Here is a 19358-nt window from a genome sequence, read left to right on the forward strand (position 1 = left end):
CCGGTTAGCCCCGCACGATGGACAGGACCCGGTCCCGGATACTCTCCATTGTCCTGCGGTCCGTGGCTTCAACATTGAGGCGGAGGAACGGCTCGGTGTTGGACGGGCGCAGGTTGAACCAGTAGCTGCCGTCGTTGGCAGTGAACGTGCTGCCGTCCAGGGTATCGATGGCTACGTCGTCGTAAGCGAAGTCCGTCCGCACACGCTCAATGGAGGCCACCTTGTCCGCTACCTCTGAGTTGAGTTCCCCCGAACTGACGTACGGCTCATAGTCGTGCCCAAGCTCGGACAGGGGCGCTTCCTGCTCGCTGAGAGCAGCCAGGACGTGCATCGCGGCCAGCATGCCGGTGTCCGCGTTCCAGAAGTCACGGAAGTAGAAGTGAGCTGAGTGCTCGCCGCCGAACACCGCACCTTCCTCTGCCATGACCGTCTTGATGAAGGAATGCCCCACGCGCGTGCGGACGGCACGCCCGCCGTCGCGCTCCACCAGCTCAAGGACGGCGCGGGAGCAGAGAAGATTGTGGACGACAGCCGGAACTTTCTCTCCCTGCGCCTGCGCATGCGCGATCTCCCGCCGCGCCACCATTCCGGTGATGGCCGACGGTGAAACTGGCTGTCCCTTCTCGTCCACCACGAAGCAGCGGTCCGCGTCGCCGTCGAACGCCAGACCGATGTCGGCACCGTGCTTGACCACCGCAGCCTGCAGATCTCTCAAATTCTCCGGCTCCAACGGGTTGGCTGGATGGTTGGGGAAGGAGCCGTCCAACTCGAAGTACAAAGGAATGATCGTGAACGGAAGCTTGGGCAGCAGTGCGTCGCCCAGGACTGCCGGGGTGGTAAGGCCGGCCATGCCGTTTCCGGCGTCGACCACTACTTTCAGGGGCCGTGAGCCGGACAGGTCTACCAATCCCCGAAGGTACTCAGCGTAATCCTTGAGCACGTCCCGCGTACCGACCTCACCGCGGCGGCCGGCGGCGGGGATCGTACCGGTGTTTAGGTACTGCTCTGCGAGCCGTTGAATGTCCCGAAGGCCAGTCTCGGAAGAGATCGGCACCGCGCCGGCCTTGGTCATCTTGATGCCGTTGTACCCCGCAGGATTATGGCTGGCGGTGAAGACAGCACCCGCAAGATTCAGGAAGCCGCTAGCGAAATACAGCTCATCCGTGGAGATCAAACCGAGCAGTTCAACGTTGGCGCCACGAACCGCGGCTCCCTGAGCGAATGCCTTGCTGTATTCGGGAGAGGAGGGACGCATGTCCCCGCCCACCAGGATGGTCTGGCCCTCAAGCTGTAGAACGTCGACGTATGCGGCCCCCACTGCTTCGACGATCTCGGCAGTGATGGATTCGCCCACGATGCCGCGGACGTCGTACGCCTTGAAGGACGTCGAAAGGTCAACGGTCGTTGGGTCGCTAGTCACTCGCATCAGAGGTGGGCGTCCAGAAGGCCTGCTGCGAGGGCCGGAGCAAGCCCAGGCGCCAACGGAAGGCGCGGAATCACGAGGCAGTGCCAGAGGTGATAGACATCAGCCTTGCCCGACCACACAGTCGAGGTGACGTCGCCGTTCTCATCGAGCTCCTGCTTCCAGGACCCGTGCTCGTAGTCGATGAACCAGTCCCGGGCGTGATCCCAAATGCGCTCATACCAGTCGGCATACTTCTTATCTCCGGTGACACTGTATAGAGCTGCTGCACCACCGATTGCCTCTGCGGGAACCCATCGTATGCGGGTAGTCACCACGGGGTTACCGTCCCAGTCGACCGAGTAAACAAAGCCAGGATGGCCGTCCGGCTCCCAGGCATCGCGGATGGTGGCGTCGAACAAACCTTTCGAGTCTTCAAGAAGCCACGTTGGCGCATCCATTCCGCGAGCCTCGAGTCCGGCGCGGAGGTGAAGGAGCAGCCGCGACCATTCAATCCAGTGTCCCGGAGTTCCGCCATAGGCTCGGAACTGGCTGGCCCGGTCATCGGTGTTGTATTCAGGCAGCGGGTTCCACCCGGCGTCGAAGTGCTCGAACACCCGGTAGTTGTTGTTGCGCGCGAAGTTGTGGATGAGCACCTCGGCGATTCGGAGGGCACGTTCGATCCATCGGTTCTCCCCGGTCACATCCGCCACGATGAGGTAGGCCTCCACGGAATGCATACTCGCGTTGCCGCCGCGGTAATCCTCCGTTTCCGTGAATTCGCGGTTCCATGAGTCGAAACACATGTCAGATTCGTGGTCCCAGAACTTGGTATCAGCGATACGCAGAGCCTCGTCGAGCAGGTCTTGGGCTCCGGGTCGCCCTGCAGCAACAGCGCTGGCAGCTGCAAGAAGCACGAAAGAGTGTTGGTAACCGGACTTTATGTCGTTCACCGGTCCGTTGTCGTCGACTTCAGCAAACCAACCACCGAATTCATCGTCATGGAAGACCCCGTTGAGGGCGGCGATGCCGTGGTCGACGAGTAATGCAGTACCCGGACGACCCATCAGGGCGGCGACCGAGAAGCTGTGAATCATCCGGGCAGTAATCCAGAGGTGAGTCGGTTTGTCAGGAGATACGGCACCGTAGTTGTCGAGCCAACCAAACCCCGTCGGCACCTTGGACCCCGCGGCGAATGTGAAAAGCCGGTCGGTTTCCGCCTCGAGCCATCGTGCGTGGGCGGCACTGTTCAGCCACGTCATTGTGTGTCCTCTCTGATGCTTTTGCAGCCACTGAACAGCGACCCGTTTCTATCTTAACGTCAGATGACAGAAATCCACCAGATAAAGTTGGAATTCGGACACGGAATGGTGGCGCAGAGACGGAGCATCACCGCGGATTCGCATCGCTACCCGACCACCCGCCGCAACTCAGCCCGGGTCTCCCGATACACCTCCACCGGGTCATACGCCTTCTCGCCCGCTGCGAGTTCGCCCCACCGCGCCCACGACGCACGCCACACCGCAACCGCCACCTCGGTCAGCAGCAACACGGTCAGCGAATCGACCTTGGCCTCAACCTGAGATGCGATCCGGGCGCGCAACTCGCCGGCCAGCACCTGGTCCTGCGCCGCTGCCAACGCGAGAAGCTCCGGTTCCTTTGCCAAGAGACGCATTACGCGCGCATGGTCGCCGTAGTCCCCGCTGGTCTCCAACGCCATCACGGACTCGGCCATCGCTTCGATGTCCCGCAACAGCTCCGCAGGGTTGGCAGCCGACGTTTCGAACCCCCGCACACCCGCCAGCATCCGATGCTGCCCGGGCAACGCCGCGTGCTCCTTCCGCGTGAAGTATCGAAAGAACGTCCTCGACGAGACGCCGGCCCGGTCGGCGATCTGCTGAACCGTCGTCGTCTGGATGCCCTGCTCCTCAAATAGCTCCAGCGCCGCCCGGTGGATTTCCCGCTCAGTGTCGAGGCGCCGTCGTGCACGTAAGGAGGGGACGCCGTCGTCGTTCATTTGTCCTCCTATGAAACTGCACACAATCCGGATTGTCAGCTTATGCCGAGATGGCACATTGTGACACTATCGAGCGACCCTTCGATAAGAAACAGGTAGTTCATGCCGCCATCTCCCGTCCGCGAGGACCAGTCCGTTCACCTGGCCACCGCCGTCGAACCTCAAGCACCTACCCGCGTCGCGCCGATCATCGCGGTGCTCGCGCTGTCCGCGTTCGTGATGATCCTGAACGAGACCGTGGTGGGCGTCGCCCTGCCGAACCTCATGCAGGAGTACTCCGTCACCGCCACCACCGTGCAGTGGCTCACTACCGGGTTCCTCCTCACCATGGCCGTGGTCATCCCCACCACCGGGTTCATGCTGCAGCGCTTCACCACGCGCACCCTCTTCACCACGGCGCTCCTGCTGTTCATCGCCGGCACCCTGCTCGCCGCCCTCGCGCCGACCTTCGGTATCATCCTCATCGCCCGCGTGATCCAGGCCGGCGGCACCGCGATCATCCTGCCGCTACTGATGACCACCACGCTCACCTCGGTTGCACCCGCCCACCGCGGCACGGTCATGGGCCTGAACTCTGTGGTCATCTCGGTGGCGCCGGCCATCGGGCCAGCGCTGTCCGGCGTCGTGGTCTCCGCGCTCGGCTGGCGCTGGATCTTCGGGCTCATGCTGCCGGTGATCGCCGTCGTCTTCGTTCTCGGGCTGGTGCTCCTGAGAAAGGGAGGCGAGACGCGCAAGGCTCCGCTCGACGCGCTCTCCGTGGTGCTGTCCGCAATGGGCTTCGGCGGCCTCGTCTACGCGCTCGCCTCGATCGACGCAGTACTCGACGGTGCGTGGCTTCCGGTCGCTGCGCTGGTGCTCGGCGTCCTAGCCCTTGCTGCGTTTGTGCGCCGCCAGCTTCGACTGCAGCGCACCTCCGACTCCGCCCTGCTGGACCTCCGCCCGTTCGCCGTGCATAACTTCCGGGTCTCCGTGGCCATTCTGATGGTGGTCTTCGCGGCCATGATCGGCACCGTCACCGTCCTCCCGATCTATCTGCAGACCGGCCTCGGCGCGAGCGTGTTGACCACCGGCCTGCTGCTGCTTCCGGGCGGCCTGATCCAGGGCATCGTCTCACCGATCATCGGCCGGTTGTACGACGCCGTTGGCCCCCGCCCGCTGGTGATCCCCGGTGCGCTGCTGGTCGCCGGCGGCCAGTGGTGGCTCTCCACCCTGAACGCCGAGACACCGCTGCCGCTGGTCGGCGGTATGTACGTGATGTTCTCCGTTGGCCTGGCGATGCTCATGACTCCGCTCATGACGGCGGCGCTCAGCGCCCTGCCCCGCAACCTCTACGGCCACGGCAGCGCCAGCCTGAACACGCTGCAGCAGCTCGCCGGCGCGGCGGGAACCGCGATCCTCGTTGCGGCCCTCACGGTGGGCGCCGCGACTGCCTCAGCCGGGGGAGCGGCGGAAGGAGCGGCCCAGGCGTCCGGCGCGCAGGCGGCGTTCGTCGTCGGCGGTGTGTTGGCGCTGGTGGGTGTTGTGATGTCGCCCTTCGTGCGGCGGGTAAAGGACAACGGGGCTCGCGGCTGATCCCGTTCCGGTTTGCTCATCTATCCGTTGCCGCAAAGGTGGATGGGCCTTCGAAGCGGAGCTGTTGTGTGCCAAAGGTGAGCAAACCGGGACATCCCGCAGGGGCCGGGAGTAGTGATTGACTGGGGCTCACTACCGAGAAAACGAGGACCCATGGCCATCACGGACTTCGAACGCTATCCGCTCACCTTCGGCCCCAGCCCGGTGCACCACTTGCCGCGGCTCAGCAAGCACCTCGGCGGCGCGCAGCTGTGGGCGAAGCGGGAGGACGTGAATTCGGGCCTCGCGTTCGGTGGCAACAAGACCCGCAAGCTCGAGTACATCGTCCCCGACATCCTCGCGGAGGGCGCGGACACCATCGTCTCCATCGGCGGCTACCAGTCCAACCACACCCGGCAGGTCGCTGCAGTCGCCGCGAAGCTCGGTCTGAAGGCGCTGCTGGTTCAAGAAAACTGGGTCGACTGGCCGGATCCGCTCACCGACCGCGTGGGCAACATCCTGCTCTCCCGGCTCATGGGCGCGGACGTGCGCCTCGATGCGGCCGGTTTCGACATCGGCATCCGCGACTCCTGGAAAGACGCCGTCTCCGAGGTGGAAGCAGCCGGTGGCAAGCCGTACGCCATTCCGGCCGGCGCTTCGGAGCACAAGTTCGGTGGACTGGGCTTCGCCAACTGGGCCCACGAGGTGCAGCAGCAGGAGAAGGAATTCGGCGTCTTCTTCGACACCATCGTGGTGTGCACGGTCACCGGCTCCACCCACGCCGGCATGATCGCCGGTTTCGCCGCTCTCGAGGACGCCGGCGGACGTCCCCGCCGCGTCCTCGGCATCGACGCCTCCGCCACCCTGGACAAGACCCGCGACCAGGTGGCGCGCATCGCCCGCAATACCGCCACCCTCATTGGCGTCGAACGCGACCTGCGCGATGATGAGATTACCGTCCTCGAAGGCTGGGCCGGCGACCTCTACGGCGTCCCCGTGGACTCCACGCTCGAAGCCATGCGCCTCAGCGCCTCATTCGAAGCGATGATCACCGACCCCGTCTACGAGGGCAAGTCCATGGCCGGCATGATCGATCTCGTCGCCAGCAAGGACATCCCGGCCGACAGTAATGTGCTCTACGCCCACCTCGGCGGCCAGCCAGCACTCAACGCCTACAGCGGCTTGTTCCGAAGCTAAAAAAATAAAGTCGCACGGCCTACGATCTTAATTGTTGTTGGAGTTTCCGGGTGCACAGTGCCGGCAAATAGAAGGGAAGTAGCGAAGGTAACTTAATTGTTGGCCGAAGCCTGATAAATTTCAGACATGCGCCCCATTGAATTTCCGGAGTTCACGTTTAGCTCCCCGCTCGCCAAAGTGATTGTCGATCTGGAGCGCTTGCGCGGCGACCTCGGGTCAGGAACAACCAACCCTACGGTGTTCATTCAGCTCAATGCGCTGTTTCAGCTCATGACGAGCATTATGAGTGCACGAATCGAGGGCAACCGAACGTCAATAGTCGACGCAATCCAAGGCGTTGCCTTACAAGGACACCGTCACGGCAGTTCAGATGCCGAGGGGGTCAAGGAGATCGTGCAACTTCAAGACGCAGCGTCCTTCATTGACCGCGTTGTTGAGCCCGGCACTCCTATTACCCACGGTCTGGTTCGGGAACTGCACAAGATTGCAGTTGCGGGACTCGATCGTGAAGGAGACAAGACGCCTGGCTCCTACAGAACCAGTGGGGTGACGATCGGCGGATCGCAACACGTCCCGCCGTCTCATATCGCCATTCAGGGAGATATGAGTGAACTCCTTGACTTCGTTAATGGTCCTGTTGATCAGAGCTATGACCTATTGAAGACGGCCATTGCCCACCATCGCTTTGTCTGGATTCATCCGTTCGGAAACGGTAATGGCCGCGTCTGCCGGCTCTTCACCTACGCCATGCTGGTAAGTCTCGGTTTCACCGCAGCCGCCGGCTACCGCACGCTGAATCCGACCGCGGTCTTTGGTGCTGACAGGTCGTCGTACTACCAGCATCTTGAAGACGCGGATTCTTTGGAACCGGGTGCGATCGTCCGCTGGTGCACCTATTTGCTGGAAGGAATGCGAAACGATCTTGAGCGGCTGAAGCGCTTGAGCGACAACGACTTTGTAGTTGAAAGTCTGTTGCGTCCCGCGATTCGACGTGCGATGGATTCCGGGCATCTCTCTGTCCGCGAAGCTAAGGCCCTGGTGATCGTCGCAGAGAAGACAGAAGTGAAGGCTGCTGATCTTGAGCCCGCATTCCCAGGTTCGGCCGCCGTACGTAGCCAGCAGATCCGAAGGCTCCTCGATCGTCACATGCTTTCACCGGTCGCCGAGGGCAAACGGACGTACCAACTCGTGATGGCTCCGGGCGATCTGACTCCTTTCATTATCCGTCAACTCGATCAGCTCGGCTTCCTGCCAACGATCCTTCGGGAGAACTTCGGGTAGGGCCGTCTCTCGCCTTCAAACCCATAGCCAAAGCCGCCGGATGAGCGCATGCTTACCCTGTCGGGGCTTCACGAGGAGAAGTCATGAATATTGCGCTTTGGATCGTGGCCGGTGCGCTGGCAATCTTCTTCCTCGCTGCCGGTGTCACTAAAACCTTCCAACCGATCGAAAAAATCGTTGCGCAGGGACTCACCTGGGCGGAGGAAAAACCCGGCTATGCGCGCACCGCCGGCACGTTTGAAATTCTCGGCGCCCTCGGGCTGATCCTTCCCGGCATCTTCCGGATAGCAACGTTTCTGATCCCGGCGGCGGCCATCGGACTGGCGCTGATCATGGCCCTGTCGATCGCGTTCCACATCTCGCGCGGCGAGAAGGGCTTCACCATCAACATCGTGGCTCTGCTGCTCGCGTTATTCGTGGCCTGGGGACGCTCCACGGAGTGGGCCCTGTAAGGCACCGGCCGGCGGTGCAGGCAAGCCAGCGCCCTCTACTGCCCCGCCGATTCCGCCCGCTTCGCCCGGCCCAGCACCTTCGGCAGCACAGTTGGAAGCACCAGCACCGCGAGCGCCGCAATCAGCAGCCCCACGGTCAGTGGACGCGTGAAGAAGACCGAAAAATCGTTCTGGCTGATCGAGAGTGCACGGCGCAGTTGGGTTTCCATCATCGGCCCAAGGATGGCACCGAGGACTGCGGGGGCAACCGGGAAGTCATACACCCGCATGAAGAAGCCGGCAACGCCGATCGCGCACACGATCATCATGTCCGTCAGGCTGCCGGAGAGGCTGTAGACCCCCAGGATGCCGAACACCAGGATGCCCGTATACAGGAGCGTCTTGGGGATGCTAAGAATCTTGATCCATACCTTCACCAGCGGAAGGTTGATCACCAGCAGCATGATGTTGCCGATGAACAGGCTCGCAATCAGCGTCCACACCAGATCTGGTGAATTCTCGAACAGCTGTGGACCGGGCTGGATGTTGTAGATCTGGAAGGCGGTCAGAATGATCGCGGCAGTGGCCGACGTCGGAATGCCGAGGGTGAGCAGCGGCACCAGCACTCCGGAGAAGGAGGCGTTGTTTGCGGATTCCGGACCGGCCACGCCCTCGATGGCACCTTTCCCGAACTCTTCTTTGTGTTTGGACAGCCGCTTTTCCAGGTTGTAGCTCAGGAACGTGGGGACCTCGGAACCTCCGGTCGGCATGGAACCGAAGAAGAACCCGAGGAACCCACCGCGGATCCATGGTTTCCAGACACGCTTGCGTTCCGACTTGTTCAGCCAGATCCGGCCGGAGAACTCCACCGGGTCTTCCCTGGCGTACTGCAGGCGCGCCAACCCATACAGCGCCTCGCCGATCGCAAACAGGCCGATCACCACGATGATGATGTCAATCCCACCGAGCAACGCCGTTGAGCCGAACGTGAAGCGTTGCTGCCCGGTCAGGAAGTCGAGTCCCACCAGGCCCACAAACAGGCCTGCGAAGAGGCTGATCATGCCGCGGATAATCGAGGTGCCCACCAGTGCCGTGACACTCACGAACGCCAACACCATCAGCGCGAAGTAGTCCGTGGCCTGGAAACTCTTGGCCAGATTCGCCACCAATGGCGCCAGGAAGGTGAGTCCCAGCGTGGAGATGATGCCCGCGGTGAACGATCCCATGACCGCGGTGGCAAGCGCGGGCCCGGCCCGGCCGGCCTTCGCCATCGGGTAGCCATCGATAGCTGTCGCCACGGACCCGGCTTCGCCCGGCGTATTGAGCAGGATTGACGTGATCGCCCCGCCGTACAGGGAGCCATAGTAGATGCCGGCGAAGATGATCAGCGCGCCGGTGGGATCAAATCCGTAGGTCAGGGGCAAAAGAAGTGCCAGCGCCAGCGCCGGTCCGATCCCGGGGAGTACGCCCACCAGAGTGCCGATAGTGACGCCGATCGCCGCAAACAGCAGATACTGCGGTTCGAGAGCGTTGGCAAAGCCGCCCAGCAGGTCAGCGAAGACGTCCATGACTCACAGCACCGTTTCGAGTAGCCCGCCGGGCAGCCGCACGCCCAGCAGTTCAGTGAAGCCGAAGTAGACGGCGGCAGAGAACAGCACCGCGATGATCACATCCCGGATGATCTTGCGGCTTCCCGCCAACCAGGCGATCCCCACGAAGAAGACGGACGTGGCGATGATGTAGCCCACCGGATCCAGCAGCGCCGCATAAATCACCAGTGCAACGACTACGACCCACAGCGTGCGCCAGTGGGTGTCCTTATGCTCTGCGGCCGCCTGTTCCTCCAATGCGTGGTCGGGCTTCAGTGTGGCCCGGATCAGGAAGGCCAAGCCGAAGCCCACCAATCCGATACCCACGATCATTGGGAAGAAACCGGGCTGCTGGGGACCGAAGCCGCCGTTGATCGAGACCCGGATGGCATCGAAGAGGACCACCGCTGCGCCTAAAAGAATGACGACGGCGGCGATGCGGATTCCGAGTTTCCCCGCCCCGGGCTTGGCTACTGCATGCGACCCAGCATTTGAGACAGCATGCGACCCGGCCCGCGGCGAAGACCCGGAAGGCCCGGTCTCGGGATCCGACATCACCCGACGATTCCGAGGTCCGTCAGCGTCTGGGTGATGTTCTCTGTCTCGGAGCCGATGTACTCGGTGAACTCCTCGCCGGTCAGCAGGAAGTCGTCCCAGTTGTTTGTCTCCAGGGTTTCCTGCCATTCGGGCGTGTCATGCATCTCCTCGATCATGGTCACCGCCGCATCCCGCTGTTCCTCGGAGATCTCCGGGGGAGCGACGATGCCGCGCCAGTTGGCGATCGACACCTCATACCCGGCATCGATAATGGTGGGGGCATCAACGCCCTCAATGGGTTCCTCACTGGACACTGCCAGGAGGCGCATTTCACCGGCGTCGATCTGATCCTGGAATTCCGCGAGTCCCGATGCCGCCGCCGTCACGTCGCCGGACAGGATGGCCGGCGTCAATTCGCCGCCGCCGGAGTAGGGAATGTAGTTGATCTCGCCCGGGGCTATCCCCACAGCGTCCGCCAACTGCGCAACGAGGATCTGGTCCACGCCACCCACTGAACCGCCGCCCCAGGCAACGGCGCCCGGGTCTGCCTCAAAGGCGTCCATGAGCTGTTCCAGGGTTTCGTACTCGGAATCGGCGGGCACCACAATGGCGTCATACTCGGCTGTCAGCCGCGCGATAGGGGTGATGTCTTCCAGGCTGACCTGCGAATCGGTCTGTTCGATGGCACCGACGAGGATCTTTCCGATCACCATGAGCTGGTGCGGATTACCGGCGTTCTCGCCGACAAACTGGGTGAGTCCCGCTGTTCCCGATGCGCCGGGCACGTTGTAGACCTCGGCGCCGGTGTCGATGACTCCGCCCTCATCGAGGGCGCGCCCGATGGAACGGGCAGTCTGGTCATATCCGCCGCCGGGATCGGCCGGAGCCATAACTTCAATCGCCTGGGTGGGGTACTCCTCGGCTGAGGCGTCGCCTCCCCCGGAGTCGCCGCCGCAGCCGGTCAGTACCAGCAGCGAAACGGCCAAAGGCACTCCCCATCGGGTTGACCGGGCTTGCCTGGACCATTTGGATTCTGAAATCGTCATTGAAATCATCCCTGTTCTTTGCGATATGCCTGACTCCACGGGTGTTTCAGTTCTACCAGTCAGGCAAATATGTGTACACAGCGGCAGGCATCGATTCAGGAGCGATTCCCATAACGTCCTCGTAACACCCGGCAAGTGCGCGCTTCAACCGCGCCGTCGTCGTAATTGCCACCAGGATCCGCCGGCAACCAGGGCGAGCCCGCCCGCCACCGCTCCGAAGACTCCGCCCACACCGGTCGCGGCGGCCACCAGACCCACAGCGGCAGGGATGGCAGATTGCCCGAACCGGTTGGCGCTGAGCCGCAAAGCCAGCCACGTCCCGCGCGTGCCCGGAGGCGATGCCAGCGTAATCACGGTCATGGTGAGCGGTTGTCCAATGCCGAGCGCGACGCCGGCCAGCGCCAGTACCGCAGCCATGGCCGGCACGGGCAGCGGTACGGCAAGCATCCCCACGGTCAGCGCGGACAGCGCTGTTGAGGCGACGATCAGCTCCGCACGCCCGATCCTTGCGACCATTGCTCCCAGAAAGAGCCGGGATGCCATCGTGGCGACGGCGCGCACGGCAAGCAGGAGCCCGACGGCGGCGGCGGGGATCCCGCGCTCCACCCCCAGGGCGGGAAGGTAGACGGCGATAAGGTCAACCGCTCCAAGCACCATCATGCTCACCAACATGGCACCCAGCAATTGGCGGCGCGCGTCCGGACCGGTGCCTGAGATGGCCTGCCTGAAGCTCGCGGGGGCGGGAACGCCCACAGGGGCAGCAGCCGGACCCCGGCGGATCAAGCCGGCTGTCAGCACCAGCATCAGAATGCTGGAAACTGCACATGCGCCGAAGAGAGCCTGCGTGTCCGGAACAATCCGGCCGCCGCCGAACGCAATGATGAACAACGGTCCTGCTACCTGTCCGGCTGAACCGGCAAAGGTGTAGAGGCCAAAGGCGGAATCGAGTTTGGCTGGATCGCCCCGTGCCACCCTGCTCTGCTGGCCGATCACGCCCAGCAGGTGGCCGAGGCCGAGGATCACGTTCCAGAAGAGCAGCAAAGCCAGCGACGACGACCAGAGGAAGAGGCCCAGTGCGGCGATCACCATCATGACGGCGCCGATGGCCAGAACCGGTGCTTCTCCGCCACGGTCGGTTGCCCTGCCCACCAGTGCGGCTACCAGGAGCGGCACAACGGCGAAGCTCGCCGCGATGAGACCCAGAAACGCCGGCTCGAGCCCCAGTTCCAGGGCACGGTACGCGGCAGCAGGTCGCACAATGTAGGCGGCGAGCTGCAGAAAGAGCGCGTGAAACAGGAGCACCCACGGCCATCTGCGCATGCGTGTAATTTACAGCGACGCGGGTCGGGGGTCATTTCCCCGCAGCGGTCCGGCGGCGGGACTGGACTGCCGCCGTCGTCGGCTTTAGACAGCACGGTGATAAAGTCGGTACAAAGTAATGCCGTCCCCGTCGCTGATGCAGCGCGGGTTCACGGCCCAGCAGGGCGTTCCCGCCACGAAGCACCTTACCGCCGGTATTTGAGCTCCGGGTTGCCGCCCGTCACAGAGATCGGATCCCATGACCAGGACTTCACGCCACTCCTCACCACGAGTAGCCCAGATACCACCCAAGCTCGACCGGGGCGCCATGCGCATCGTCGCGCTGGGCGGTCTGGAGGAGATCGGCCGCAACATGACCGTGTTCGAGTTCGGCGGCAAGCTGCTGATCGTCGACTGCGGCGTCCTCTTCCCCGAGGAACACCACCCGGGCGTGGACCTGATCTTGCCCGACTTCTCCTACCTGCGGGACCGCCTGGATGACATCGTCGGCCTGGTGCTGACCCACGGGCACGAGGACCACATCGGCGCCGTTCCCTACCTGCTTCGCGAACGCGCGGACATCCCCATCATCTCCGCGAAGCTGACGCTGGCGTTCATCAAGACCAAGCTGCAGGAACACCGCATCACCGCCAAGACCGTGCAGGTCAAGGAGGGCGACCGGAAGAAGTTCGGGCCGTTCGACCTCGAGTTCCTGGCCGTCAACCACTCCATCCCGGACGGGCTGGCCGTTGCCATCCGCACCAGCGCCGGCCTCGTGCTGGCCACGGGTGACTTCAAGATGGACCAGTTCCCGCTGGACGGCCGCATCACCGACCTCGCCGGTTTCGCACGCCTTGGCGAGGAAGGCGTGGACCTTTTCCTGCCCGACTCCACCAACGCCGACGTCCCCGGCTTCCAGATCTCCGAGCAGGACCTAGCACCGGCCATCGACGAGGTGATGCGTACCGCTCCGCGCCGCATCATCGTCTCCAGCTTCGCGAGCCACATCCACCGCATCCAGCAGGTCATCGACGCCGCACACTTGTACGGGCGGAAGGTGGCCTTCGTGGGCCGCTCCATGGTGCGCAACATGAAGACCGCACGGGAGCTCGGTTATCTGAACATCCCGCGAGGCACGCTGGTGGACTTCAAGGAACTCGACAAGATGGACCCGAAGAAGGCCGTCATCATCTGCACCGGTTCGCAGGGGGAGCCCATGGCCGCGCTGGCGCGCATGGCGAGCCAGGACCACATGATCGACCTGACCCAGGGCGACACCGTGCTGCTGGCCAGCTCGCTCATTCCGGGCAACGAGACGTCCATCTACCGGCTCATCAACGACCTGACCAAGCTCGGCGCCAACGTGGTGCACAAGGGCAACGCGAAGGTCCACGTCTCCGGGCACGCCAGCGCTGGCGAGCTGGTCTACTGCTATAACCTCGTGCGCCCCCGCAACGTCATGCCGGTACACGGCGAGCACCGCCACCTGAAGGCAAACGCAGAGCTGGCCATCCGGACCGGCGTGGACCCGAAGAAGGCCCTGGTGGTCGAGGACGGCACCACGATCGACCTCAAGGACGGCGTGGCGCGGGTGACCGGCAAGGTCACCGCCGACTACGTGTACGTGGAGAACATGGTGGCCGGGGCGGCCACCGAGGAGTCGCTGCAGGACCGCATCCGCCTCGCCGAGGACGGCGCGCTCACGGTGCTGGCCATCGTCAACCCGGACACCGGGAAGCTGGAGGAGGACCCCGAGTTCTTCCCGGTCGGCTGGGCTCCGAAAGACGGCGAGCTGGACAAGGCAACCGACATCGTGGAGAAGACGCTCGCCCAGCTCAAGGGCGAGAAAACCGGGCCCGACGCAGAGCGTGCCATCGCGGAGGGCCTGGTCCGTTGGTCGGACCGGTCGCTGCGTCGCAAGCCCGTGGTGACGGTAATCATCGTCGACGCCTGATTCCTGTCTGATCCTCGTTCTTACTGCCGGTTCCTTAGTCGGGGAATCGGCAGTAAGTTCGAGCCATGACAATCGCACGAGTCTCCAGTAGTGGGCGGGTGACAATACCGCTTGAGGTGCGTCAGCGGCTCGCTATCGGGCCAGGTTCCACGATCAATTTCCGGTTCGCGCCGGACGGTCGATGCGTGATGGAACTGGTCGGCGCCTCGCTCAAGTCGCTTGAAGGCGTGTTTCATCGACCCGATCAAGAGCCGCATTCCTTGGACGACATGCAGAGCGCCATCGAATCCGCGGCCGTGAGCAAAGATGGCATCATCGAAAGATGAGCCCGAAAAGCCGTACACGCAAGCCGAAGTCCGCGGCCAGAAACAAGAACCGCAGGACCGGCCCGCCCAGCAACCCCATCGCGGACATCTACCGCACGGTCGTTCCGGTATTTGCAGCGGAAGCGGATCATACGTCTTCCCTGCACAGTGAGCTGATTGCGTCGGAGCTGTACTCCGTCATGCATGAAACCACCAATCTTGGTCCCGGAATCGACGCCGAAATGTTCGGCGACTGGGTGCGGCACGTCGAACGCCAGCGGGATGCCGCAGCTGCCGCGATGCTATGGGCGCTTGCGCAGATCGCTGACCCGCCAGCTGACGCGGAAGCCGCCGCGGCCGCCCAGCGCCTGATGGATGCAGGCGTACCGCCGCCGGCGTGGCTTGCGCCCCTGCGGAAGCTTGAGGCCACGGAAGCGTGGATGCTGACGGACGTTTTCGGTGACTCCATCGAGCTGGTGATCGAGTTCCGCACCGGACGGCGCAAGCACGGCATGGCCATGACGATCGACACCAACCACATGGGCGGATACGCCACCAGCCTGACGTTCGATGAAAGCGCGCGCAAGCTCGTCAAGGACCGGGAACGGTTCGCAGGGCATATGGACGGCCTGATGCAGATTGAGACTGCATCGCTGACTGAGGTGCGGACGGTGGGCATCGCGGCAATCGACGCCACCGATATCACCAGCGATCCTGACCTCGCGCCAGAGTCTGCAGCGAGCCGTTCGCTGGCACTGAGCCGGCTGCGTGCGCTGCCGGGTAGCGACGTCGTCGAGCTGGCCGACCGCCGCATCCCCACTGAAGCCGACGAACTGGCCCAGTTCGAAAGGGACGAAGCGGAGAGCGAACGGCTGGCCGCCGAGTTCCTGGCGGATCTGCAGAAGGACCCGGCCAACCACGCGCTCCGGGACGTGGATGAGCAGTTCGCCCGGCTCGCCGAGCTTGCCATCATGTACGGACGCAATTACGACGACGGCCGCCTCCTCCGCGTCAGCCCTCCGAAAATCAGCAGCTTCGCCGGCTGGTTCCTGCCGCGCAAGGTGATGCTCGATGACGCGGAGAAGGAGGCGCTTCCACTGTTCCTTGAGTTGTGGATTGCCTGGTGTGGGAAGCGTCAGCAGCTTCCGGAGTTGGCGATTGAACTGGTGCAGCATGCAGCAGCGACCTCCCTTGATTCGGTGGCCGATCTGGTGGAGGACGGCGAGGAGCTCACGTCACCGAGCATGGCCTTCGTCGAAGGTTTGGATATGGACACGATGGAGGAAGCGCAGGATGCCATCGGGCGCCGGCAGCTTGCCATGCCCTACTTCGGTGCGAGGATCGGTGCGGAAGATTACCCGCAGCTGAACGCCAACAGGGCGGACGAGCTGCGGCTGCTGGTGCTCGGCGAGTTGAAGGAACTCCATGGTGTGGGGAAGAAGGAGTATCCCCCGAGCGGTGAACCGGATGGCTCGCCCGTCTGGGACGCCGCCCTGCGCGAGCTGGTGATTTCGCAGTTGTGGCACAACGACCCGCCGCAGGTCTGGGAAGCCGCCGCACGTTTGCAGTCGAAGGGCCTGGACCGGTTGGAGATCCTCGCCCAGCTTCAGGGAGCACTGTCCGGGCATGTCGACGCCGCCAGGCTCCGGCCGCTGACCGCCGGAGCGGGTTCCGACGCCGTGCATGCCCTGGGTTACGTCGCGTCGCTGTCAGCGCTCGGCGCGCACGAGGGACGGGGCGGCCACCTCCGTCCCGTGTGATTCAATCCGGTTTTACTCGCCGCCGCCGTCCGCGAAGCCGCCGTCGAAGGATCCGGCGAAGTCCGCCTCCGGTCCGGGTTCCGCAACACCCGTATAGGTCTGGCCGGAGTCTCCCGCGCGCAAGGCGGCTGGATCGCTGTAGGGGGAGGCGTCGTCGTCGGCTGACATGAACGCAAGCACCGCGCTGGGGGCGATCGCGGCTGCAGCGACCGCGCCGGGAATGCGCAGAGCCGGGTCTTCGGAATCGGGCACCAACTCAACCTGGAACGGGACGTGTGCGCCGTCGTCGTTGGTTGCCAGGTTCTTGACTGCCATGGTGTCCTCCGTCGCTGAACCGGTGTGTACCTCTGATCGTCCTCGTTTCATTGGCCATGTCAACGCCCTGTTCACCCGAATCAGGGCATGGCGTTCCCAAAGTGTCACCGGTCACGGATAACCTGCTGTCACCGCATTTAGACAGGGAGTTGGTTTCACGTGTTCCACACTTTCAACAGAGGGCCTCGCCGTGCCGTCACGGCCGTCGCGCTCAGCTGCGCCGCAGCATTGACGCTCGCGCCGGCGGCTACCGCCGCACCCGGCGAAAATACAGGTTCCAACGGCAAAACGGCCACCATCACGGTGATGGGTACCAGTGATCTCCACGGTTACATTGAGAACTGGGATTACTTCACCAATGCAGAGTACGACGACGCCGCCTCCAACGATGTCGGCCTTGCCAAGATTTCCAGCCTGGTCAAGCAGGTCCGTGCGGACCGCGGTGAGGAGTCCACCCTCCTCATCGACAACGGCGACACCATCCAGGGCACCGCGCTGACCGATTACTACGCCAACGTTGAGCCGATCGATGAGACCGGTGAGCTGCACCCGATGGCTGCCGCCATGAACGCTATGGGTTACGACGCTTCCACGCTGGGCAACCACGAGTTCAACTACGGGCTGCCGCTGCTGCGCGCCTACGAGGAGCAGCTCGGCTTTCCGCTCCTCGGCGGCAATGTGAAGGACTGGGTGACCGGCGGGGACGCCTTCACTCCCTACGTCATCGAGACGGTCAAACTGAAGGGGCAGAAGCCCATCAAGGTCGGCATTCTTGGGCTCACCACGCCGGGCAGCGCCATCTGGGACAAGAACAACGTCGAGGGCGAACTCCGGTTCCTGGACATGGTTGAGCAGGCCGAGAAGTACGTTCCCGAGATGAAGGCAGCCGGCGCCGACGTCGTCGTTGTCAGTTCGCACTCCGGGCCTTCGGGCACGTCGTCCTACGGGGAAGACCTGCCGGTCGAGAACGCGTCGACGCTGCTGGCGGAGGAAGTCCCCGGCATCGACGCCATCCTCGCGGGCCACGAGCACCGCGAGATTGCCGAGCGCTTCATCACCAACAAGGAGACCGGCGAGCAGGTGCTCCTCACCGAGCCCAAGCAGTGGGGACAGCGGCTGTCCGTCATGGACTTCGAGCTGGTCAAGGTCCGCGGGCAGTGGGATGTCGTTTCCGCGAACTCGGAGCTGCTGAACGCCAACACCGTTCCCGCCGATCCGGAGATCTCGGCGCTGGTTGCCGACCAACACCAGCAGGTCATCGACTACGTGAATACGGCAATCGGCACCGCCACCGAGACCATGTCCGCCGCCGAGTCCCGGTATAAGGACACCGCCGTCATGGACTTCGTGAACAAGGTGCAGGCGGACGCCGTGGACCGGGCGCTGGAGGGTACCGCCAACGCGGAACTGCCGGTGCTGTCGATCGTGGCGCCCTTCAACCGGGCGGCCGTCATTCCCGAAGGTCCCGTGACCATCCGGGACATGGCCGGGCTGTACGTCTTTCCGAATACGCTTTTCGGTGTCGAGATGACCGGTGCTCAGATCAAGGACTACCTCGAGTACTCGGCGAAGTACTTCAACCAGACCGCACCCGGTGCTCCGGTTGATCCGGCGACGCTGACCAACGCGGGCGGCACTCCGGACTACAACTACGACATGATGTCCGGTGTCTCCTACAGCATCGACATCAGCAAGCCGGTGGGGGAGCGCATCGTGGACCTGAGCTACAACGGCGCACCGATCGACCCTGCGCAGCGCTTCGCTGTGGCCACGAACAACTACCGGCAGTCCGGCGGCGGCAACTTCCCGCATATCGCCACGGCTCCGGTGCTCGTGAACCAGCAGACTGAGATCCGCCAGCTGCTTATCGACTACCTGATCGCCCAGGGCACCATCGACCCGGCGAACTTCTTCGAGGAGAACTGGCAGCTCACACGCGAGGGCGAGCCGGTCTTCAACTAGCGATACCAGTATGAGACAGCAGGGCACGGGCCGCCTGGTCCGTGCCCTGCTGTTATTGCTACCCGGCGAGGCCGAGAAAGACGAGCAGCGCGCGATCGAGCCGGACCATGTCAGCGTCGGTCAGCCGCCCCAGGGTTTCGCGGACATTCTCCCGGCCCGGCATCCCACTCGACCGCTATGGCGTCAACGAATGCCTGGTCGTCCACTTCGGAACCGCTGGCGGCGACGAGAACCGATTGACAGTGCGCCGCTGCAGCGAATTCAGGAGATCGCACGTCCGGTACCCAAATCTGGATGGGCCTCAACCCCTGCTCACGCAGGCGCTTGCGGTCCTTCAAAACGCGGGTTCTATGGGTCATCTGATTATCTGGTCATGTTACTTGTGACGCTTATGGATCGAATCCGGCGTGTGCGGCCTGAGCTGGCGCGATTGGTCCTGATCGATCTGCTGGTCAAGATCGGCTCGAAACTGATGCCGATCGATGCGCACACCGGCTACCGCCAATGTGGCCAGCTTCTCACGGGAGACGAACGTACTTCGACTGATCTGGGCGGGCCGTAACTCAGCGACCGGCTCATCATTGCGCGTGATGATGAACGTTTCCCCCGCCTGCACTGCATCAAGCACTTTCGCGCTGTCATTGCGTAGTTCTCGCTGTGCGATGGTCCTCATTAATCAAATGTAGCTATGTGCGCTACGAACAGCTATAGG

Annotated in this window: 18 protein-coding genes; 8 read left to right on the forward strand and 10 right to left on the reverse strand. The window is 63.4% G+C overall.

Annotation, left to right across the window (positions count from 1 at the left end; translation table 11 throughout):
• Positions 1–4 precede the first annotated feature (4 nt).
• The 3 genes from JOD47_RS12090 to JOD47_RS12100 all read right to left on the reverse strand — a co-directional run bounded on the left by JOD47_RS12090 (position 5) and on the right by JOD47_RS12100 (position 3419).
• Positions 5–1426 carry a phosphomannomutase/phosphoglucomutase gene (locus tag JOD47_RS12090; protein WP_239548092.1) on the reverse strand — a complete coding sequence of 474 codons (1422 nt, stop codon included), beginning with the start codon at positions 1424–1426 and terminating at the stop codon, positions 5–7.
• Complete coding sequence (locus JOD47_RS12095) at positions 1426–2664, reverse strand: AGE family epimerase/isomerase (RefSeq protein ID WP_204534592.1); 1239 nt, start codon at positions 2662–2664, stop codon at positions 1426–1428. The genes JOD47_RS12090 and JOD47_RS12095 overlap by 1 nt, the downstream gene beginning before the upstream one ends.
• 146 nt (positions 2665–2810) lie before the next feature.
• Positions 2811–3419, reverse strand: a complete 609-nt coding sequence (locus tag JOD47_RS12100) for a TetR family transcriptional regulator (RefSeq protein ID WP_204534593.1) — start codon at positions 3417–3419, stop codon at positions 2811–2813.
• Between the two features lie 102 nt (positions 3420–3521).
• Between JOD47_RS12100 and JOD47_RS12105 the strand changes: the two genes are divergently transcribed.
• The 4 genes from JOD47_RS12105 (at position 3522) to JOD47_RS12120 (ending at position 7900) form a co-directional block, all read left to right on the forward strand.
• A complete protein-coding gene (locus JOD47_RS12105) occupies positions 3522–4991 on the forward strand; it encodes a DHA2 family efflux MFS transporter permease subunit (RefSeq protein ID WP_204534594.1) in 1470 nt (489 codons plus the stop codon).
• A gap of 153 nt (positions 4992–5144) precedes the next feature.
• The gene (locus tag JOD47_RS12110) at positions 5145–6167 is read left to right on the forward strand and encodes a 1-aminocyclopropane-1-carboxylate deaminase (protein WP_204534596.1); all 1023 of its coding nucleotides are present in this window, start codon (positions 5145–5147) and stop codon (positions 6165–6167) included.
• A 126-nt stretch (positions 6168–6293) separates the two neighbouring features.
• Positions 6294–7448: a Fic family protein gene (locus JOD47_RS12115; protein WP_204534597.1), complete on the forward strand. Its 1155-nt coding sequence runs from the start codon at positions 6294–6296 to the stop codon at positions 7446–7448.
• Between the two features lie 83 nt (positions 7449–7531).
• Positions 7532–7900: a DoxX family protein gene (locus JOD47_RS12120; RefSeq protein ID WP_204534598.1), complete on the forward strand. Its 369-nt coding sequence runs from the start codon at positions 7532–7534 to the stop codon at positions 7898–7900.
• A 35-nt stretch (positions 7901–7935) separates the two neighbouring features.
• Here the strand turns inward: JOD47_RS12120 and JOD47_RS12125 are convergent, their stop codons facing one another.
• From JOD47_RS12125 to JOD47_RS12140, 4 genes are all read right to left on the reverse strand, one after another.
• A complete protein-coding gene (locus JOD47_RS12125; protein WP_204534599.1) occupies positions 7936–9447 on the reverse strand; it encodes a tripartite tricarboxylate transporter permease in 1512 nt (503 codons plus the stop codon).
• Positions 9448–9450: 3 nt separating this feature from the next.
• Complete coding sequence (locus JOD47_RS12130; RefSeq protein ID WP_204534600.1) at positions 9451–10023, reverse strand: tripartite tricarboxylate transporter TctB family protein; 573 nt, start codon at positions 10021–10023, stop codon at positions 9451–9453.
• Positions 10023–11051: a Bug family tripartite tricarboxylate transporter substrate binding protein gene (locus JOD47_RS12135; protein WP_204534601.1), complete on the reverse strand. Its 1029-nt coding sequence runs from the start codon at positions 11049–11051 to the stop codon at positions 10023–10025. Before JOD47_RS12135 ends, JOD47_RS12130 begins: the two co-directional genes overlap by 1 nt.
• A 144-nt stretch (positions 11052–11195) precedes the next feature.
• Complete coding sequence (locus JOD47_RS12140) at positions 11196–12371, reverse strand: MFS transporter (protein ID WP_204534602.1); 1176 nt, start codon at positions 12369–12371, stop codon at positions 11196–11198.
• Between the two features lie 238 nt (positions 12372–12609).
• Here JOD47_RS12140 and JOD47_RS12145 point away from each other — a divergent pair, with 238 nt between their 5' ends.
• The 3 genes from JOD47_RS12145 to JOD47_RS12155 all read left to right on the forward strand — a co-directional run bounded on the left by JOD47_RS12145 (position 12610) and on the right by JOD47_RS12155 (position 16369).
• A complete protein-coding gene (locus JOD47_RS12145) occupies positions 12610–14304 on the forward strand; it encodes a ribonuclease J (RefSeq protein WP_372432813.1) in 1695 nt (564 codons plus the stop codon).
• 65 nt (positions 14305–14369) lie between these two features.
• A complete protein-coding gene (locus JOD47_RS12150; RefSeq protein ID WP_204534603.1) occupies positions 14370–14630 on the forward strand; it encodes an AbrB/MazE/SpoVT family DNA-binding domain-containing protein in 261 nt (86 codons plus the stop codon).
• Complete coding sequence (locus tag JOD47_RS12155; RefSeq protein ID WP_204534605.1) at positions 14627–16369, forward strand: hypothetical protein; 1743 nt, start codon at positions 14627–14629, stop codon at positions 16367–16369. The genes JOD47_RS12150 and JOD47_RS12155 overlap by 4 nt, the downstream gene beginning before the upstream one ends.
• Positions 16370–16381: 12 nt before the next feature.
• Here the strand turns inward: JOD47_RS12155 and JOD47_RS12160 are convergent, their stop codons facing one another.
• Positions 16382–16684, reverse strand: a complete 303-nt coding sequence (locus JOD47_RS12160) for a hypothetical protein (RefSeq protein WP_204534607.1) — start codon at positions 16682–16684, stop codon at positions 16382–16384.
• 159 nt (positions 16685–16843) lie between these two features.
• Between JOD47_RS12160 and JOD47_RS12165 the strand changes: the two genes are divergently transcribed.
• Positions 16844–18646, forward strand: coding sequence for a bifunctional metallophosphatase/5'-nucleotidase (locus tag JOD47_RS12165; protein WP_204534609.1), 1803 nt, complete (start codon positions 16844–16846; stop codon positions 18644–18646).
• A gap of 110 nt (positions 18647–18756) precedes the next feature.
• On the opposite strand, the gene JOD47_RS12170 is transcribed toward JOD47_RS12165, so the two are convergent.
• Both JOD47_RS12170 and JOD47_RS12175 read right to left on the reverse strand, forming a co-directional pair.
• On the reverse strand, positions 18757–19005 hold the full coding sequence (locus JOD47_RS12170) for an antitoxin MazE family protein (RefSeq protein WP_204534611.1): 249 nt from the start codon (positions 19003–19005) through the stop codon (positions 18757–18759).
• A gap of 17 nt (positions 19006–19022) precedes the next feature.
• Positions 19023–19319: a type II toxin-antitoxin system Phd/YefM family antitoxin gene (locus tag JOD47_RS12175; RefSeq protein ID WP_204534612.1), complete on the reverse strand. Its 297-nt coding sequence runs from the start codon at positions 19317–19319 to the stop codon at positions 19023–19025.
• Positions 19320–19358: the final 39 nt, after the last annotated feature.

Source organism: Arthrobacter tumbae (assembly GCF_016907495.1).
In the GTDB taxonomy this organism is placed as follows: domain Bacteria; phylum Actinomycetota; class Actinomycetes; order Actinomycetales; family Micrococcaceae; genus Arthrobacter_D; species Arthrobacter_D tumbae.

Bases quoted from the DNA above. Each gene is read 5' to 3' on its own strand.
- JOD47_RS12090 (WP_239548092.1), bottom strand. From the start codon at position 1,426: ATGCGAGTGACTAGCGACCCAACGACCGTTGACCTTTCGACGTCCTTC.
- JOD47_RS12095 (WP_204534592.1), bottom strand. From the start codon at position 2,664: ATGACGTGGCTGAACAGTGCCGCCCACGCACGATGGCTCGAGGCGGAA.
- JOD47_RS12100 (WP_204534593.1), bottom strand. From the start codon at position 3,419: ATGAACGACGACGGCGTCCCCTCCTTACGTGCACGACGGCGCCTCGAC.
- JOD47_RS12105 (WP_204534594.1), top strand. From the start codon at position 3,522: ATGCCGCCATCTCCCGTCCGCGAGGACCAGTCCGTTCACCTGGCCACC.
- JOD47_RS12110 (WP_204534596.1), top strand. From the start codon at position 5,145: ATGGCCATCACGGACTTCGAACGCTATCCGCTCACCTTCGGCCCCAGC.
- JOD47_RS12115 (WP_204534597.1), top strand. From the start codon at position 6,294: ATGCGCCCCATTGAATTTCCGGAGTTCACGTTTAGCTCCCCGCTCGCC.
- JOD47_RS12120 (WP_204534598.1), top strand. From the start codon at position 7,532: ATGAATATTGCGCTTTGGATCGTGGCCGGTGCGCTGGCAATCTTCTTC.
- JOD47_RS12125 (WP_204534599.1), bottom strand. From the start codon at position 9,447: ATGGACGTCTTCGCTGACCTGCTGGGCGGCTTTGCCAACGCTCTCGAA.
- JOD47_RS12130 (WP_204534600.1), bottom strand. From the start codon at position 10,023: ATGTCGGATCCCGAGACCGGGCCTTCCGGGTCTTCGCCGCGGGCCGGG.
- JOD47_RS12135 (WP_204534601.1), bottom strand. From the start codon at position 11,051: ATGACGATTTCAGAATCCAAATGGTCCAGGCAAGCCCGGTCAACCCGA.
- JOD47_RS12140 (WP_204534602.1), bottom strand. From the start codon at position 12,371: ATGCGCAGATGGCCGTGGGTGCTCCTGTTTCACGCGCTCTTTCTGCAG.
- JOD47_RS12145 (WP_372432813.1), top strand. From the start codon at position 12,610: ATGACCAGGACTTCACGCCACTCCTCACCACGAGTAGCCCAGATACCA.
- JOD47_RS12150 (WP_204534603.1), top strand. From the start codon at position 14,370: ATGACAATCGCACGAGTCTCCAGTAGTGGGCGGGTGACAATACCGCTT.
- JOD47_RS12155 (WP_204534605.1), top strand. From the start codon at position 14,627: ATGAGCCCGAAAAGCCGTACACGCAAGCCGAAGTCCGCGGCCAGAAAC.
- JOD47_RS12160 (WP_204534607.1), bottom strand. From the start codon at position 16,684: ATGGCAGTCAAGAACCTGGCAACCAACGACGACGGCGCACACGTCCCG.
- JOD47_RS12170 (WP_204534611.1), bottom strand. From the start codon at position 19,005: ATGACCCATAGAACCCGCGTTTTGAAGGACCGCAAGCGCCTGCGTGAG.
- JOD47_RS12175 (WP_204534612.1), bottom strand. From the start codon at position 19,319: ATGAGGACCATCGCACAGCGAGAACTACGCAATGACAGCGCGAAAGTG.